Source organism: Actinomyces sp. SKVG-SVH-4(1) (genome assembly GCF_048514265.1).
Classification (GTDB): domain Bacteria; phylum Actinomycetota; class Actinomycetes; order Actinomycetales; family Actinomycetaceae; genus Actinomyces; species Actinomyces oris.
In genome coordinates, this window is the sequence record NZ_JBGEVE010000021.1 from 1 (window position 1) to 16,890 (window position 16,890).

Here is a 16,890-nt window from a genome sequence, read left to right on the forward strand (position 1 = left end):
CACACAGGATAACCGCCCCCCCCCCCCCCCCCCCCCCCCCCTCCCCTCCCGCTCCTCCCCCCCCCCCCCCCCCCCCCTCCCCCCGCCCGCGTCATTGGTTCCGGTGCTCAGTGGAGCGCGTCGGCGTCCTCGGCGTCATGCGTCTCGGGCATGGAGGCGCCCGAGACGAGGTAGGCCACGCGGCTGGCCACCGACGTGGAGTGGTCGCCGAAGCGCTCCAGGAAGCGACCCATGAGGACGGCGTCGATGACCTGCTGGCGGCTCAGGTCGTGAGCCGGGTCCAGGATCATCTGGAAGGAGCGGCGGTGCAGGGCGTCGAGCTCGGCGTCGTTGGTCTGAATGACGGAGGCCAGCTCCAGGTCCCGCGTCGAGATGAGACGGGCGACGTCCTTGCCGGCGCGCACCGCCAGGTCCGCCATCTCCAGGATGAGCCCCAGGACCGGCTCGGGCAGCGGCGGCTCGGGGTAGCGACCGCGGGCGATGGCCGCCACGTGGCGGGCCAGGTCGCCCTGGCGCTCCAGGGTCTGAGCCATGCGCAGCGCGGACAGGACGTTGCGCAGGTCCCCGGCCACCGGCTGCTGACGGGCCAGCAACATGACGCACAGGTCGTCGATGTCGCGCTGGAGGTCGTTGATGCGCTCGTCGGCGTCGATCACCTGCTCGGCGATGACGATGTCCCCCTGGCGCAGGGACTCCGCGGCCCGCTCGATCGCGGTGGCGACCTGGTTGGCCATGGACTCGAGGTCGGAGCCCAGCTGCTTGAGCTCCTGGTTGAAGATGGCGCGCATGAGGCTGCTCCTGTTCGGGGCGAGGACCGATGGTTCGGGCCGGTCGGTGAGGTGGCTCGGTGGTGCGGCTCGACGATCCCGCCGAGGCCGCCGCCAAGGATGTTGTCCCCAAGCACAGCAGCCCCGCGACTCCGCCGCAAGCGGCACGCCCACAGGCGGGGCCGGCCGGTGGACGCTCTGAGGACTCAACTACCCTGGAGGCGTGGGTCTGACCGTCACCGTTGTCCTCCTTGCTGCCACCGCTCTCACGTGCCTGGGGGTGGCGATCGGTGTCGCGCTGTCCCGGCGCGAGCGCCGGGCGGCCACGAGCGCCGCCGACCTGGCCGGACTGGCCGGGACCGATACGGCAGTCCCGGTGCTGGCGGCGCTGCGCTCGACCGTCGTCGTCCTCGATGACGACGACGAGGTCCTGCGCGCCTCGGCATCGGCCTACACCTTCAACATCGTGCGCGACGACGCCGTCATCGAGCCGACCGTGGTGGCGATGGTGGGGCGGGTGCGGGCCTCGGGCCAGGCGCAGGACGCGGCCGTCACCGTGGCCCGGGGGCGGGTGGCGGGCGCGGGCCAGTTCCACCTGCAGGTGCGGGTGGCCGGCATCGGCCAGGGGCGTGTGCTCATCCTCATTGAGGACCACACCGCCGCCCGCCGGGTCGAGGCCATGCGCCGCGACTTCGTCGCCAACGTCTCCCACGAGCTCAAGACCCCGGTCGGCGCGATCCAGCTGCTGGCCGAGACCGTCGAGGCGGGCGCCGACGACCCCGACTTCGTGCGCGACTACTCCGGGCGTATGCGCAAGGAGGCCCGCCGCCTGGGCGTCCTGGTCCAGGAGATCATCGAGCTCACCCGCCTCCAGGAGGGCGACGCCCTGGCTGAGCCGGAGGTCGTTGACGTCGACGACGTCGTCGCCGAGGCCGTGGACCGGGTGCGCGTCGAGGCCGACGGCCGCCAGATCACCCTCGTGGCCGGTGGTACCAAGGGACTGCGGGTGCGTGGCGACGCCGCCCTCATCACCACCGCCGTGCGCAACCTGCTGGACAACGCCATCCGCTACTCCGAGCCGCGCACCCGGGTCTCGGTGGGCGTCTCGCTGGACGCGGAGGACCCCGACATCGTGCGCATCGCCGTGGTCGACCAGGGCATCGGCATCCCCAAGGAGGAGCAGGAGCGCGTCTTCGAGCGCTTCTACCGCGTGGACAAGGCCCGCTCGCGCGCCACCGGTGGCACCGGCCTGGGTCTGAGCATCGTCAAGCACGTGGCCGCCGACCACGGCGGCACCGTCGAGCTGTGGTCCGCCCCGGGGCGCGGCTCCACCTTCACCCTCGTGCTGCCGCGTCTGGGTGAGGGCGAACCGGTGGAGGGTGAGTCGGTCGGGGCTGGGTCGGCCCAGGACGAGCCCGCCCAAGCCGCGGCGGAGGTTGCCCCCGGGAGCGGGTCATGAGCCCGGCGGAGCGCTCCGCGGCGTCGGGCTCGGGGCCGTCTGCGCCCTCCGGCGCACTGGCCGCGTCGTCGATGACGGCGGTGGGCGGCCCGACGCGGATCCTCCTGGTCGAGGACGAGGAGAACTTCCGCGACCCGCTCGCCTACGGGCTGCGGCGCGACGGCTTCGAGGTGGTCGAGGCCGAGGACGGCCAGCGCGCCGTCGAGATCTTCGAGGCCTCCCGGCGCCCCGGCGGGGTCGGCCCCATTGATCTGGTCCTGCTGGACCTCATGCTGCCCCGCCTGGACGGGACGGAGGTGTGCACCCGGATCCGGCGCTCCTCCTCCGTGCCGGTCATCATGCTCACCGCCAAGGACACCGAGCTGGACAAGATCGTCGGCCTGGAGATCGGGGCCGACGACTACGTCACCAAGCCCTACTCCTACCGGGAGCTCTTGGCGCGCCTCAAGGCGGTTCTGCGCCGTAGCCGCGCGGCCGCCCCGGAGCCCGAGCCGGTGCTGGTCGCCGGCGGGGTGCGGATGGACGTCGAGCGCCATGAGGTCAGGGTCGACGGCGAGGTGGTCGCCATGCCGCTGCGGGAGTTCGAGCTCCTCGAGCTGTTTCTGCGTCACCCCGGCCGTGTGCTCACCCGCAGCCAGATCCTGGAGCGCCTGTGGGGGCCCGATTATGAGGGCGACACGAAAACTCTGGACGTCCATATCAAACGGCTCCGGGGCCGGATTGAGGCCGACGCCTCCAAACCGGTTCTCATCACCACGGTCAGGGGGCTCGGCTATCGCCTGGATGGGGATTCGGAGCACTGATTCTCCAGTGCGGGTGGCGGCGCAGTTCTCACCCCCGGTCCCGGGCCGTGCCCGCCGTGACCTCTGTGAGATACGTCCCCGATCTTTGCGCGGAATGACCTGATAAACTAGAGGTCCGCAAACCAGTCTGGAGAGTCATCCTTATGACCTATGAAGTCGGTGAGACTGTCGTCTACCCGCACCACGGGGCCGCCCGGATCATTGACATCCGGCAGCGCAAGGTACGCGGTGAGGAGAAGACGTATCTGCAGCTCGAGGTGGCCCAGGGTGACCTGACCATCTTGGTTCCAGCCGAAAGCGTTGAGCTCATCGGCGTCCGTGATGTGGTTGATGAGACCGGTTTGGAAAAGGTCTTCGAGGTGCTGCGGGCGCCGCTGACCGAGGAGCCCACCAACTGGTCTCGCCGTTTCAAGGCCAACCAGGAGAAGATCGCCTCCGGGGACGTCATCAAGGTCGCCGAGGTCGTGCGGGACCTCTCCCGCCGGGACACGGACCGCGGCCTGTCCGCCGGCGAGAAGCGCATGCTCGCCAAGGCCCGCCAGATTCTCGTCTCCGAACTGGCCCTGGCCCAGAAGACCCCTGAGGAGGAGGCCGAGTCCCGCCTGGACGAGGTCCTCGCCTCCTAACGCAGCGCTCGTGCTCAGGGCGTCGGGGACGCGGTAGCGTCCTGCCCGTGAGCACCAGCCCTTCATCCCAAGCATCCGCCCCGCCCGAGTCCGCTCCGGGTGGGGCGGTCGCCGTTCTCACTGCAGCGGGCTCCGGCTCCCGCCTGGGCGCTGGGGTCCCCAAGGCCCTCGTCCCGGTGGGCGGCGTCAGCCTCCTGCGGCGGGCGGCGGCCGGGCTCATCGCCTCGGGGGTTGTCAGCCACGTCGTCGTCACCGCCCCCGCTGAGGAGGTCGACCGGTTCCGCGCCGAGCTCGCGGGCCTGCCGGACGGATCGGTCGGGGCCTCGGCGGGCCGGCGCCCTGGGATCGAGGTCGTTGCCGGATCACCCCGTTCCCGACAGGCCTCTGTGGCCCTCGGGCTCGCAGCGGCCCTGGCCGCCGTGCCGCAGGCCGACGTCGTCATCGTCCACGACGCCGCACGGGCGCTGACGCCGCCGGAGGTGACGCAGCGGGTGGTCGCGGCCGTGCGGGCCGGGCACGAGGCCGTGGTCCCGGCGCTGCCCGTGACCGACACGGTCAAGCAGGTCGAGACCCGCCCGGTGGGGGAGCCCGAGCCCGTCGTCGGCACCCCCCGACGCGACCGGCTCCGGGCGGTCCAGACCCCGCAGGGCTTCGAGACTTCCGTGCTCGTCGCCGCCCACCGCGCCGGCGCCGAGCGGGCCGGGGACGAGGCGCTCGCCGCCTCCGACGACGCCGGCCTCGTTGAGGCCTGCGGCGGCAGCGTCGTCGTCGTTGCTGGTGACGAGCGCGCCATGAAGGTGACCACGCCAATGGATCTGGCCCTGGCCGAGCTGCTCCTGGAGCGGCAGTCCGCTCAGGGGGAGCGCCCTGCCGGGACCGGTGGGGAGAACTGACGATGAGGTCTGTTTCCCTTTCGGTACCGCCGCCGGCCCGGATGGCTCTATCGTCTCTTCCATGAGCACGACAGTGACTGCTCCGACGCAGGCCGGCTCCCGCACCCGGCTCCTGTCCTGGCCCGTCATCGCCTGGGGCCTGTGGGACTGGGGGTCGGCGGCCTTCAACGCGGTCATCACCACCTTCGTCTTCACCGTCTACCTGGTCAGCGACTCCTTCGGGGCCAAGGCGGACAACGAGTCGGCGCTGTCCCTCGGGCTGGCCATCGCCGGCCTGTTCATCGCCCTGCTGGCGCCGGTGACCGGGCAGCGCTCGGATCGGGGTGGGCGGACCGTCTTCTGGCTCGGGGGCTACACCGCGGTGGTGGTGGCGGTCTCGGCGGCCCTGTTCCTGGTGCGGCCCGAGCCCGGCTACCTGTGGTTCGGCATCGTCCTGCTGGGGGTCGGCAACATCTTCTTCGAGCTGGCCTCGGTCAACTACAACGCCATCCTCAACCACCTGGCCTCCAAGGACCGCATTGGTGCCGTCAGCGGGCTGGGGTGGGGGATGGGCTACCTCGGCGGCATCGTCCTGCTGCTCATCCTCTACGTCGCTCTCGTGGGGCCGAGCCCCCTGGTCTCCTTCGCGGCCGGAAGCGGGATGGGGGTACGCGTCGCCATGCTCGTGTCGGCGGCCTGGTTCGGCCTGTCCGCCCTTCCCGTCCTCATCAACCGCTCCCGCAGGCTCGGGCGCTCTCACGCCGAGCACGTCGCGGAGGTCAGCGAGGGGATGGCGACCGCTGAGCCGGGACGGGACCGGGCCGCCATGGAGGCCGAGCCGGTAGAGGCCGTCTCCCACCAGGGCAGGCGCAAGGAGTCGATCCTGACCTCCTACAAGCTGCTGTGGCGCACCCTACTCCAGCTGCACCACTTCCAGCCGCGCCTGCTGTGGTTCCTGCTGGCCGCCGCCGTCTTCAGGGACGGGCTGGCCGGGGTCTTCACCTACGGCGGCATCATCGCCCAGAACACCTTCGGCTTCTCATCGGGCGACGTCATCATCTTCGCCATCGTGGCCAACATCGTGGCCGGCATCGCCACCATCTGGGCCGGGCGGCTCGATGACCGCTTCGGGCCGCGCAACGTCATCATGGCCAGCCTCATCATCCTGGTGGTGGCCGGGCTGCTGGTGTTCTTCCTGCACTCCGCCGGGACCGTGGCCTTCTGGGTGCTGGGCCTGCTGCTGTCGGCCTGCGTGGGGCCGGCCCAGTCGGCTGCTCGATCCTTCCTGGCCCGGCTCATCCCCGAGGGACAGGAGGGCGAGATCTTCGGGCTCTACGCGACCACCGGGCGCGCGGTGTCCTTCATGGCGCCCGCGATGTACGGCATCTTCATCTACCTGGGGACGCGCATTGTCGGGCCGGGCGCGAACTACTGGGGGATCCTCGGGATCGTCGCCGTGCTGGCCACGGGTCTGCTCCTCATGCTGCGTGTGGGCAACCCCGTCGCCGAGCAGGAGTCGGCCGCGTAGACCACGTAGGCCGCGTAGACCGCCGTCGCTCCCGATCCTGCTGCGTCTGGCGCGCACTGCACGAGGGTGGGGTGCTACTGGAGGAGGGTTGGGTGTACTGGTGGTAGGCGGGGCCTTCGTGCAGTACGCACAACCCTTGGCCAGTGGATCCCGACCCTCGTGGAGTAGGGCGACTCGGGGCGGGGCTCAAAGCGGAGCCGGCGTCGAGTCATAGCCTCCGGGCCCCAGTGCAGGCGACGGGCAGGGGACGGTGGGGGCGGACCTGTGACGGGGGCGCCGGGCTCTATCGTACGAACCCCGGACTCTCGCTCCTGCGCGTCCCGGTGTCCACAGCGCTGACATTAGGGGGCCCGACGTCGGCGCGCCCAGCGGGGATCGTTGGAATACTAGGGTTTCTCTCCGGCGTGCAGCGCCGGTACGCCTTTAATGTCAGCACTGTGGACACTGGGCTGCTGACGAGCGTGACTCCGCGGGGCCTTGGTGGTGAGGCCGGGCGGCCTCACCCCTGGGCCGGCCCTACTTTCCCTGGCGGGCCTCGCGCTCGGCGCGCATGCGCTCGAGATCCTCCGGAGTCAGCGGCCCCTGAGTGGTCCCGGGGCTCCCGTCCTGACGGAGCCAGCTCACGACGAGCCCCTCCTTGGCGCCGAAGCGGGCCAGGTGGATTCCAGTGACCTGCTCGAGGCGCTCGAGGTGCGCGTCGTCGGCAGCCAGGTCGAGCTGGAGGATGTCATCGTGACAGGAGAGCTCGACGACGCCGGTGGCGGCCCCCTCGCGGTCGAAGGTCAGGGAGCCGGTCTGGGAGGCCTCATCCCACGTGGTGGTGATCTTGCGGCCCATGTGGGCGGCCAGCTGCTTGCCGTAGCGGGAGGGGCGGTCCGTGCTCACCCGAGCAGTGGAGCGATGGGAGAAGACGGGCTGTGCTGTGTCGGCGGAGTCAGTCATGCCCTTATCCTGACGCGCCTGGTCGGCCGCGGTCCCCACGAGTTCTCTGAGAGCGGGAGAGCGGGATGGAAAGCTGGACGGGGCATACCGACGGGGCCGAGAAAGGACTCGGCCCGCGGTTCGGAAGTCCGAACCGCGGGCCCAAGCCTCGCGAGGTCCCACCTGCGACCCGGGGTCCCATGCACCCGAGGAGGCGGTTCCTCCTTCGCCGGAACGATGACGCCAGGCTCCCTATGACCCGACTCCATCTCAGAGGAGCGATCTGTCATCGGGCTCCCCAACCCTCAAGACCGTCCCTGTCCGGCGGTGACTACTATGTAACGCCCTCACCCTGTGAGGACGAGGGGCAGATCCCTGGGAAAAATCTGGGAAATTCGCGGGCGGGTTGTTTCGGTGACTCAAGCCTTCCCCTGAGAGGGGGTGGGGCTCAGTTCCGCTCAGGAGACGGGGGAGAACCGCACGGCGGTGCCTGAGGCGGTCACCATGAGCATGCCGTTGTCCGTCCCCAGCGTCTCGTAGTCGAGGTCGACGCCGACGACGCCTTCAGCGCCGAGCTCCTGGGCGCGCTGCACCATTTCCGCCAGGGCCGTCTCCCGGGCCTGGATCAGCTCTTCCTCGTAGGACTGGGAACGGCCTCCCACGAAGTTTCGGAACCCCGCGGCCATGTCCTTGAGGAAGTTGACTCCTGCGACGGTCTCACCGCAGACGACTCGCAGGTACTGGGTGACGGGGTATCCCTCGACGGTGGGGGTGGTGGTGACGATCATGAGATGCTCCTTCACGGGGTGGTCGGCGATGGTGGTGGTCAGGACGATAGTGTCCTGGAGGGGCCTGCGGGATCGTCCGGTGGTTGGATATGAGCCAGCCTCAGGAGGCGGCTGTAGCGCTTGCTGATCCGCTCATGGGGGACGGGCTCGCCGTCGAGGCTCCACGCCAGGAGGTGCTCCAGGCTGAATCGAGGGGCACAGCGCGAGCACGAGACGGGTGAGGCCGGACGGCGCATGCGGTCCACCTCGTGGCCTGCCGGGCACCTGCCCACCCAGCGTCCCCGGAGCCGCGGGGCCTGAGCGTCAATGAGCCTGCGGCCCGTCGCCCCCAACCGGGTCGCCTCGGCGGCCCAGACGGCGTCGTGCCCGTGGCGGGGGCCGACGCGGGCGTGGGCGATCTCGTGCAGGACCGTCTCGCGGACCTGGGCCTCGTCGTACAGGCTCATGAGATGGCGGCTGAGCGTGATCCGACGTCGAGCATGATCCGTCTGGCCGGCCCGCCGACGCGCCCGGTCGAAGGCCAGGTCCCACTCCCCGACGTCGGCCTCCTCCATGAGGGAGCGCGCCAGGCTCAGGACGTCGGGCAGATTCACGGCCCCACGGTATGCGACGGCCGACTCGCCCGGCCGACGGCGGCGCTGTGGGGCGCATCGCCTCCCGTCGGCTCCTGATCGGACACTCGCCGCGGGAGGCCCGGGCCGCTTCGGGCCGTGCATCTGCCCGTGATGTGACACGATGGCGCCGATGTCCCACCATCCCTCCGGCCGACGTCCGCGGCCCCAACGAAGCACCGCAGGAACCGGCTCGCCCCAGCCCGCACGAGCTCCGCGCAGCGCCCGCCCGGCCGCGCAGCGCGGCACTGACCGCGCCCGGCGGGAGGATGCGAGTCAGCGCCCCAGGAAGGCAAAGGGGAGTCGAGGCGGCCGTGGGCGCCTCGGGCTCCTGCGCGCCGGTGCCGGACGGGGGCGGGGGCGCAGCGGTTCCGTTCAGTCCTTCCTGAGAAGCCCGATCGGCGTCGTCCTGGCAGCCTTCCTGGCCACGCTCCTGGTGGGACTCATCGTGCTGCGTGCCACTGGTTCCTCGCTCAGCGGCCTCGCGCTGGGGTGGGGCAAGGCCACTGATACCGGCACACCTTCTGCTCCCGCGCCCCTGGTGCCCGACGCCAGCGGCTTCAACGCCGCCCGCATCATCGATGACGAGGTCTTCTACGACTCCCAGGCCATGACACGCGAGGAGATCGCCGCCTTTCTCACCCGCGTCAACGCCGGCTGCCAGCCGGGCAGTGACGGCACCACGTGCCTGGCCGGCGCCACCTTCTCCGTGCCGGCCCGCCAGGCCAGCACCTTCTGTCCCGGAGGCATCGAGGCCGCCTCCGGCGCCAGCGCGGCCGACGTCATCTGGCAGGTCTCCCAGGCCTGCGACATCAACCCCCAGGTGCTCCTGGTCCTCATTCACAAGGAGCAAGGGCTGCTCACCGCCTCCGGTTCGAGCCTGAGCGCACGCGACTACGAGGCCGCTGCCGGCTACGCCTGTCCCGACCACGGGGCCTGCGACCCCCAGTGGGCCGGCTTCCCCTCCCAGCTCTACGGGGCGGCCTCCCAGTTCCATCGCTATCGTCTCGACCCGGGTGGCTACGACGTCGTGGCCCAGCGGCCCACACGGATCGCCTACTCGCCCGACGCTCAGTGCGGCAGCGGTGAGGTGACGGTGGCCAACCAGGCGACAGCGGGCCTGTACAACTACACGCCCTTCCAGCCCAATGAGGCCGCCGCCCATGGCGGGGACCAGTGCACCTCATGGGGCAACTGGAACTTCTACGGCTACTTCAAGACCCTCTTCGGCGCTCCGACGTCGGCCTGAGGGCGCCCACACGCAGGGGTGGATTCCGCAGTATTTCAAGGGATGTGAGGGAGGCTGTCAGCGCGCCCGGGAGGTCGTGACCATATCGTCACCAAGCGTCATCATTTAGATGCGCGATTTCCAGGCTTCTCTCAGACAGCATCGGCAGAGTCATAGTCACCGCTGAACGGTGGCGACCGTGAGGTACTGGGGAGTACCACTGACCGGCCACCACTGAGTCTGGGCCACAGCCAAGGGAATGTGCTCGGACGTTTCGGTGAAGGAGGACCCGCTGCCGAATGGGAACCGGTAAGCGACCTCGTTGCGAAGGGCCCGACCCGGTGGTGAACCGGGGCGGGCCTTCGCAGTGCCTGGGCGTAGGACCATCCGGTCCGCGCCCAGGCGTTTTTGCGGGGACCAGTCGGCGGGCATGACATGATGCGAGCATGACGCTGCCGCCGGTACTGGCGACCACCTGGGTCGTCATCGAGTACCTCATCAAGATCGCCGCGCTGGGCACGGTTCCGGAGAACCGCCGCCCGTCGTCGTCGACCGCCTGGCTGCTGCTCATCTTCCTGCTGCCCCTCGTGGGGCTCCCGCTCTACCTGCTCATCGGCAGCCCGTGGGTCCACGGCACGCGTCGCCGCCAGCAGCACACCGTCAACGAGATCACCCTCGACTACACCCGCTCCATGCCCGACCTGCCCAAGGGCGCCCGGCCCTCGACCTACCTGGCCGGGGCACTGCGCATGAACCGCCGGCTCACCGGCCTGCCCTGCGTCAGCGGCGAAGTGGTGGCCGTCCACGCCGATCCCCGCAGCACCTACGAGGCCATGGCCCGAGCCATTGACTCCGCCACCGATCACATCCACGTCGAGTTCTACATCATGAGCTGGGATGAGGTCACCGACGTCTTCTTCACCGCCCTGGAGCGCGCGGTGGCCCGCGGCGTCACGGTGCGCCTCCTCCTGGACCACCTGGGCAGCCGCAAGTACCCCGGCTGGAAGCAGTTCTGCCAGCGCATGACCGACGCCGGTATCCGCTGGCGCCTCATGATGCCGCTGCTGCCGCTCAAACGCCGCTGGCGCCGCCCGGACCTGCGCAACCACCGCAAGATCCTGGTCATCGACGGCGAGAGAGGCTTCATCGGCAGCCACAACGTCATCGACCCCTCCTACCGGACCCGGCGCAACGTGCGGGCCGGGCGCCGCTGGGAGGACCTGTCGGTGGAGGTCACCGGAGAGATCGTCCTGGAGGCCCAGGCCGTCTTCGCCATGGACTGGTTCTTCGAGGCCGGCGAGCAGCTCGAGGCCTTCGATCTGGCGCTGGGGACGCCGGCCGAGACCCTGCCGGAGATGGCGGGGCTGCCGGGAATCCCGGTGGGCACGCCGGCCCCCAGGCCCGGGCGTCCGGACGCCGTCGTCAACGCCATGCAGCTCGTTCCCTCCGGGCCGGGCTACCCCACCGAGCCGAACCTGCGGATGTTCCTGGCCCTCATCCACGGGGCCAAGCGGCGCGTGTCCATCACCAGCCCCTACTTCATTCCCGACGAGGCACTGCTGGCTGCGATGACGTCGGCCGCTTACCGGGGGGTGGAGGTCGAGCTGTTCGTGGGCAAGGAGTCCGACCAGTTCATCGTCAGTCACGCCCAGCGCTCCTACTACTCGGCGCTCCTGGCGGCGGGGGTGCGGATCTACCTCTACCCCTCGCCGATCGTCCTGCACTCGAAGTACATGACGGTCGACGACGAGGTCGGGGTCATCGGCTCCTCCAACATGGACTTCCGTTCCTTCGCCCTCAACTACGAGGTCATGCTGCTGGCCTTCGGAGGGGACCTCGACGACCTGCTGCGCAACAACGACGCCGCCTACCGGGCCGCCTGTACCGAGCTGACCCCCGAGCTGTGGGCCACCGAGCCCTGGTACAACCGCTACGTGGACAACGTCTGCCGCCTCATGTCCGCCGTGCTGTAGCGGGGGCGAGGCTGGGTGCCTCGACGAGCAAAGCGCCGGGACAAAATGTGCAGGCGGTCATATCATGGTGCCTGAGAAGCCATAGCATGGCGACCGGCTGTGGGGAGGGGAGGTGCGCCGTGGATATCCCGCAGTGGATGTGGGGCATGTTGCTCATGTGGGTCAGCATCACGATTGGAACGGGGATCCGTCTGTACCGGACCAGACACTCCTGGATGCGCAAGTACCGGGAGGACCAGCCCCAGAGCTGAACGATCCGGGCTGTCAGTGCGTTGTCTCATGGCTTCTGGGGGTTTCGGATGTCATGACGTCTCAAGACGTCGGTTGGGTGGGTTTTCAAGAGGGAGAGGCGCTGTCTGTACTGCCGGTAGGGGCTGTTTCGGGCCTAAGCGAATGTGCGTTTGAGGTCGGTGTCCTAGGGGGAGCGTTTTCGACTACGCAATGAGCCTTTCGTCGGAGGAGGTGATTTTGTGGGCATCCCCGCGTGGGTGTGGGCGCTAGCAGTTGGTTGGAGTGGCGTTTTGGCGGGGACGGGGGTCCGTCTGTACAGGACTAGGCACTCCTGGATGCGCAAGTACCGGGAGGACCAGCCCCAGCGCTGACCCGAGCAGATCAGCAAGTATCGACGTCGTCGGCCCCCGCACCGGGAGAGGGTGCGGGGGCCGACTGTGTGGAACCGGAGAAAGGGTCTGATGGGACGCGTGAGCCGGTGGCTCAGGCGTCGCGGCGGGTGAAGACGACTGCGGCGATCACCATCGGGATGATGGCCCAGGCGGCGAAGACGGCGATGGCCTGCCAGTGCTGGAGGAAGGTGGCGGTGCCGGCCTGTCCCCACTGGGTGGCCAGACTGAAGGGGTCGGAGACGGCGGTGGACAGGGTGTCCGGCAGGAGTCCCAGGACCTTGTTCGCCCACTTCCAGTGGCCGGCCATCATCTGGAAAGGAAGGGGGACGACGAACAGCACCGAGACCACCACGGTGATGGCGCCCGCCGTCGAGCGAGTGAGGTGGCCGACCCCCTGGGCCATGAGTGAGATGATCGCGAAGGACAGGCCGGTGCCCCAGAACAGCCCCAGGTAGTGGGTATCGGTGAGAGAACCGGTGTGGCCCTTCATGAACGGGTAGGAGGCGGCGTAGGCCAGCGCCACGCTGAGGACCCCGAGGACGAAGGAGAAGGCCGATCCGACGAGCGCCTTCGCCGCGAACAGGCGCCCGCGGCGGGGAACGGCCATCATCGAGGAGCGGATCTGCCCCGAGGCGTACTCGCCGGTTATCACCAGGGCGCCCAGGACGGCGACGACGATCATGCCCAGTACCGAGCCCGCGGCGATCATGGTCTTGGCCTGGTCGGCCCGATCGGGGGAGCCGGCGTAGCCGATGGCCAGGCCCGCGCCAAACAGGACCGTGATGGCGATCGTGATGGCCGACGTGACCCAGGTGGAGGTCAGGGTGTGCAGCTTGATCCACTCGGCTCGCACCGCGCCGGCGAAGGACTGCCGACCAGCCACGCGGGGGCGACTGGGGCGGCCGGCGGTCTCCAGGGTCCGATGCCGTCCGGTGCGGGATGCCCGGGAGACGGGGGTGGCCTTCTGCAGGGCCTCGAAACGGTTGACGCCCATGGCCGGGCCGGCTGCGGCGTCGATGGTTGTGGTCATGGTGCGTCAGTCCTCGGGATGCTCGTGGCCTTCGTTCTTCCTGAACTGATTCCAGGTTAGGAGGGCTGGGCTCCGGTGTGATCGTCCCGGTGGCTGAACGCAGTAGGGGCGGTCTCCTCCCTCTGAGGGAGGAGGGGTCCTCTGCGGGGACGATGAGTCGTTGCTTGGCCCGCGGGGCGCCCGCTGGCCTGGGAGCAGGGCAGGTGGGAGGCAGGTTGGCTACAGTTCGGCGGCTTTGTTGAGGATTTCGGTGTCGCTGGGGCTGGGGGAGTCGAACCGCGACGCCCACGTTCCGTTGTTGCACACGAAGGTTATCCAGAGGTCGTCGCTGGAGGGTTCCTTCTTGGCTTCGTCGTTGAGCTTGAGTGTGTTGAGTCCTGCGGCTTGGCAGTCGGCGACGGTGTAGACGACGGGTGCTGCTGCCTCAGGGGTGAGGCCTTTGCGCTCGTCGGTGGCTAGGCCGGTGACAGACAGGGTCCCGTTGCTGAGCTCGATGGTGCCGGTGGGGCCGGCCTGTTTGGCGGCGGTGATGACCTGCGCGAAGGAGACGGTGGTGGGGAACTGTCCCTCGGTGTTGCTGGTGGAAGTGACCTTCCAGCCGTTCATGGTGAAGGTCTTGATGGTTGGTGAGCCGGACGTAGCGGTCAGCGTGGACGGGGGTGTGGTGACGTCTGCGTAGTCGACCTCAAGAGATGACGTGTCACCGTTGCGCATGATCGTTGCGGCCTCGCCTGCTGGGGCCAGGTCGTGCTGAACGCCGGTGCGCAGTTCGGAGGCTGGGCCGCGGCAGTTGAAGTAGACGTCGATCTCGGTGCCCTTCATGTTCCAGGTGAAGATGATCCCGACGGTCACCGTGCCCCATACGCTGTTTCGTTGGGCGGCGCTGCAGGTTGAAGGCAGCATGTCGGCAGCGCTGTCCACTGGGGTGTCGGCCTTGAGATGCGCCTTGACCTCAGCCACCGAGCCAGTGTTTGAGTTGGCTCCTGCCTGCATGATTTGTGTCGACTCAACGCTTGGGTTCTTGGAGAGGCTCGTGACTGCGGCCTTGGCGACGCTTCGGGCGCCGGCGTTACCGGGCCCCAGGCTTGGGTCCAGGCCAGCCGCCACGATGTAGAGGACCCCGCCGACCGTCACCAGAAGGAGTACCAGGGTGACGCAGCCCAGTTTGAAGCACCCCGGCCCACGAGGAGCGCTCCGCTTCAGAGGGTGCTGCTCCACCGACGCCGACTCTGCAGGCACCTCACTGGGAGCCGTCTCATCGTTGGCGCGGGTGGTGGTGCCGTCGGCGTCATTGCGTCCAATCGCCTCTTGACCCTGCACGGAAGAGATGGTGGGGGACTCTCCCTGGTCTGGATCGGTCTGCTGGCTGCTCCCTTGCTGACTCATTGGAGGTATTCTTCCCGATCCATTGTGGTGGCGGGGGCGTTTGGTCCGACGCTGCAGAGGCGAAGAACGAACGGTGGGTCGGCTAGAGTTCGGCGGCTTTGTTGAGGATTTCGGTGTCGCTGGGGCTGGGGGAGTCGAACTGCGACGCCCAGGTTCCGTTGTTGCACACGAAGGTTATCCAGTGGTCATCGCTGGAGGGTTCCTTTTTTGCCTCGTCGTTGAGCTGGAGTGTGGTGAGTCCTGCGGCTTGGCAGTTGGCGACGGCGTGGACGACGGGTGCTGCGGCTTCGGGGGTGAGGCCTTTGCGCTCTTCGGTGGCCAGGCCGGTGACGGACAGGGTGGTGCCGTTGAGGTCGATGGTGCCGGTGGGGCTGGCCTGCCTGGCGGCGGTGATGAGCTGGTCAAAGGGCGGGTTGCTGAACTGACCGTCGATTTTGGCAGTGGAGGTGACCTTCCAGCCGTTCATGGTGAAGGTCTTGGAGGATCTCTTGACGCTTGGTTGGGTCAGGGTGGTGGGGGTTGTGGTGACGTTTCCGTAGTCGATCGTCAGCTCCGTGTAGCCGTCGATGCTGCCCGTGAAGCTCTTCGCTTCTCCGACGGGGGTGAGTGCTCGTTTCACGTCGGTCCGGATTGCCTCGGGGTCTCGTTGACAGGAGACGTCGATGTCGATGGTGCTGCCTTTGACGGTCCAGGACACCGAGATGATGAACTCGCCTGAGTAGTCGGGCTCCTGCTGGAGTGTTTTCTGCCGGGTTGAGGCCAGCAGGTCGGCGGCTGTGTCCGGGCTGGTGTTGTCCTTGAGGTGGGCGTCGACTGTCACGGAGCTTCCGTTGATGTTGGCTTCTGCTCCTGTTGCCTCTGCTGAAGCGACTGAGGGATCGCTTGAGAGGTAGTCGGAAGCGACGTCCGCAACCGCGTTCACCTTGTCTCCTTCAGGTCCCTGATCGGGATTGATGGCGACAAACAGCTGGTATGCGTAGACGCATACCGAAACCACTAGGGCCAATAAGATGAGCGCGCACCCCATTTTAAGTACGTCGCCCTCCGTGGAGTGCGGGCGCTTCACTCCGCTGCGTTCACGACACGAAAACAGTTTCAAAATCTGTGTTCTCTCTACCTGGTCAAGCCTCTCACTGGTGAGGCGCTTCTCCTAGACGGTGGTCATCTGCAGCTCGGCGGCTTTGTTGAGGATGGTGGTTTCGTCTTGGCCTCTTGTGCTTTCGTGTGTGGGTGTCCAGGTGCCGTTGTTGCAGGTGAAGGTCAGCCAGGGGTCGGCGACGCTGGATGTGGTGTTCAGTGCCCAGATGTTGAGTTGGAGTGTGGTCAGTTTTGCGGCTTGGCAGTTGACGACGGCGTGGACGACGGGTGCTGCGGCTTCGGGGGTGAGGCCTTTGTTCTCGTCGGTGACTAGGCCAGTGATGGATAGGGTGTCGTCGTCGAGGTCGATGGTGCCGGTGGGGCTGGCCTGCCTGGCGGCGGTGATGAGCTGGTCAAAGGGTGGGTTGCTGAACTGTCCGTCGATTTTGGCAGTGGAGGTGACCTTCCATCCGTTCATGGTGAAGGTCTTGGAGGATCTCTTGACGCTTGGTTGGGTCAGGGTGGTGGGGGTTGTGGTGACGTCTCCGTAGTCGATTGTCGGTCCCCGATACTCATCGATGTTGCCGGTGAAGGACTTCGCTTCTCCGACGGGGGTGAGTGCTCGTTTCACGTCGGTCCGGATTGCCTCGGGGTCTCGTTGAGAATAGACGTCGATGTCGATGGTGCTGCCCTTGGCGTTCCAGGACACCGAGATGATGAACTCGCCTGAGTAGTCGGGTTCCTCCTGGAGTGTTTTCTGCCAGGTTGAGGCCAGCAGGTCGGCGGCTGTGTCCGGGCTGGTGTTGTCCTTGAGGCGCACGTCCAGTCGGACGTTGTTGCCGCCGAGGTCGGCTGAGGCGTCAGTGGTCTCGGCGGAGATGACGTCAGGGCTGCTGGAGAGGTGCTTGGAGGCTGTGCTGGCAACGCGCCGGACTTGGAAACCATCCGGGCCGATGTCGGGGTTCAGGTTGACGTAGAGCAAGCAACCGTAACCACCAATGATCACCGCGAGTATGACCAGCACGAACCGGACCAGCCACCACTCAAACGATCTGCCAGACAGCGCTGCTCTCCAGCCTGTAGAGGCTCTGCTGCCCGAGTCGACTTTTGGGGCTTCTTCTGACCCTGTGTCTCCTCTGTGCTCAGGCGTGGTCTGCTCGTCGGGCATCGGCTGCTCCCTTACTGGCTGATTGGAAGC

The 16,890-nt window shown here is 68.1% G+C and carries 15 protein-coding genes; 7 read left to right on the forward strand and 8 right to left on the reverse strand.

Annotated elements, in window-relative coordinates:
* Nucleotides 1-107 precede the first annotated feature (107 nt).
* The gene (gene phoU, locus AB7V09_RS12420) at nt 108-788 is read right to left on the reverse strand and encodes a phosphate signaling complex protein PhoU (RefSeq protein ID WP_003787867.1); all 681 of its coding nucleotides are present in this window, start codon (nt 786-788) and stop codon (nt 108-110) included.
* A 202-nt stretch (nt 789-990) separates the two neighbouring features.
* On the opposite strand from phoU, the gene AB7V09_RS12425 reads away from it, so the two are divergent.
* The 5 genes from AB7V09_RS12425 to AB7V09_RS12445 all read left to right on the forward strand — a co-directional run bounded on the left by AB7V09_RS12425 (nt 991) and on the right by AB7V09_RS12445 (nt 6,055).
* Nucleotides 991-2,226: a sensor histidine kinase gene (locus AB7V09_RS12425; RefSeq protein WP_419143946.1), complete on the forward strand. Its 1,236-nt coding sequence runs from the start codon at nt 991-993 to the stop codon at nt 2,224-2,226.
* A 71-nt stretch (nt 2,227-2,297) separates the two neighbouring features.
* Nucleotides 2,298-3,029 (forward strand): response regulator transcription factor, encoded by a 732-nt coding sequence (locus AB7V09_RS12430; RefSeq protein ID WP_043537685.1) that lies wholly within the window; start codon nt 2,298-2,300, stop codon nt 3,027-3,029.
* A 143-nt stretch (nt 3,030-3,172) separates the two neighbouring features.
* Nucleotides 3,173-3,655, forward strand: coding sequence for a CarD family transcriptional regulator (locus tag AB7V09_RS12435; protein ID WP_003779424.1), 483 nt, complete (start codon nt 3,173-3,175; stop codon nt 3,653-3,655).
* 47 nt (nt 3,656-3,702) lie between these two features.
* A complete protein-coding gene (locus AB7V09_RS12440; protein WP_419143947.1) occupies nt 3,703-4,548 on the forward strand; it encodes an IspD/TarI family cytidylyltransferase in 846 nt (281 codons plus the stop codon).
* Nucleotides 4,549-4,609: 61 nt separating this feature from the next.
* Nucleotides 4,610-6,055: an MFS transporter gene (locus tag AB7V09_RS12445; protein ID WP_419143948.1), complete on the forward strand. Its 1,446-nt coding sequence runs from the start codon at nt 4,610-4,612 to the stop codon at nt 6,053-6,055.
* A 516-nt stretch (nt 6,056-6,571) separates the two neighbouring features.
* On the opposite strand, the gene AB7V09_RS12450 is transcribed toward AB7V09_RS12445, so the two are convergent.
* The 3 genes from AB7V09_RS12450 to AB7V09_RS12460 all read right to left on the reverse strand — a co-directional run bounded on the left by AB7V09_RS12450 (nt 6,572) and on the right by AB7V09_RS12460 (nt 8,357).
* Nucleotides 6,572-6,997 carry a DUF2218 domain-containing protein gene (locus AB7V09_RS12450; protein ID WP_419143949.1) on the reverse strand — a complete coding sequence of 142 codons (426 nt, stop codon included), beginning with the start codon at nt 6,995-6,997 and terminating at the stop codon, nt 6,572-6,574.
* Nucleotides 6,998-7,434: 437 nt separating this feature from the next.
* Complete coding sequence (locus AB7V09_RS12455) at nt 7,435-7,764, reverse strand: heavy metal-binding domain-containing protein (protein WP_003787857.1); 330 nt, start codon at nt 7,762-7,764, stop codon at nt 7,435-7,437.
* A gap of 38 nt (nt 7,765-7,802) precedes the next feature.
* Complete coding sequence (locus AB7V09_RS12460) at nt 7,803-8,357, reverse strand: SprT-like domain-containing protein (protein WP_309343684.1); 555 nt, start codon at nt 8,355-8,357, stop codon at nt 7,803-7,805.
* Nucleotides 8,358-8,508: 151 nt separating this feature from the next.
* Here AB7V09_RS12460 and AB7V09_RS12465 point away from each other — a divergent pair, with 151 nt between their 5' ends.
* The gene (locus AB7V09_RS12465; RefSeq protein WP_314919311.1) at nt 8,509-9,624 is read left to right on the forward strand and encodes a hemagglutinin; all 1,116 of its coding nucleotides are present in this window, start codon (nt 8,509-8,511) and stop codon (nt 9,622-9,624) included.
* Between the two features lie 425 nt (nt 9,625-10,049).
* A complete protein-coding gene (locus AB7V09_RS12470) occupies nt 10,050-11,576 on the forward strand; it encodes a phospholipase D-like domain-containing protein (RefSeq protein WP_419143950.1) in 1,527 nt (508 codons plus the stop codon).
* A gap of 714 nt (nt 11,577-12,290) precedes the next feature.
* Here the strand turns inward: AB7V09_RS12470 and AB7V09_RS12475 are convergent.
* From AB7V09_RS12475 to AB7V09_RS12490, 4 genes are all read right to left on the reverse strand, one after another.
* Nucleotides 12,291-13,229, reverse strand: a complete 939-nt coding sequence (locus tag AB7V09_RS12475) for an ABC transporter permease subunit (RefSeq protein WP_419143951.1) — start codon at nt 13,227-13,229, stop codon at nt 12,291-12,293.
* Between the two features lie 219 nt (nt 13,230-13,448).
* Nucleotides 13,449-14,615, reverse strand: coding sequence for a hypothetical protein (locus AB7V09_RS12480; RefSeq protein ID WP_419143952.1), 1,167 nt, complete (start codon nt 14,613-14,615; stop codon nt 13,449-13,451).
* 82 nt (nt 14,616-14,697) lie between these two features.
* The gene (locus tag AB7V09_RS12485) at nt 14,698-15,537 is read right to left on the reverse strand and encodes a hypothetical protein (RefSeq protein WP_419143953.1); all 840 of its coding nucleotides are present in this window, start codon (nt 15,535-15,537) and stop codon (nt 14,698-14,700) included.
* 228 nt (nt 15,538-15,765) lie between these two features.
* The gene (locus tag AB7V09_RS12490) at nt 15,766-16,860 is read right to left on the reverse strand and encodes a hypothetical protein (protein WP_419143954.1); all 1,095 of its coding nucleotides are present in this window, start codon (nt 16,858-16,860) and stop codon (nt 15,766-15,768) included.
* Between the last annotated feature and the right edge of the window lie 30 nt (nt 16,861-16,890).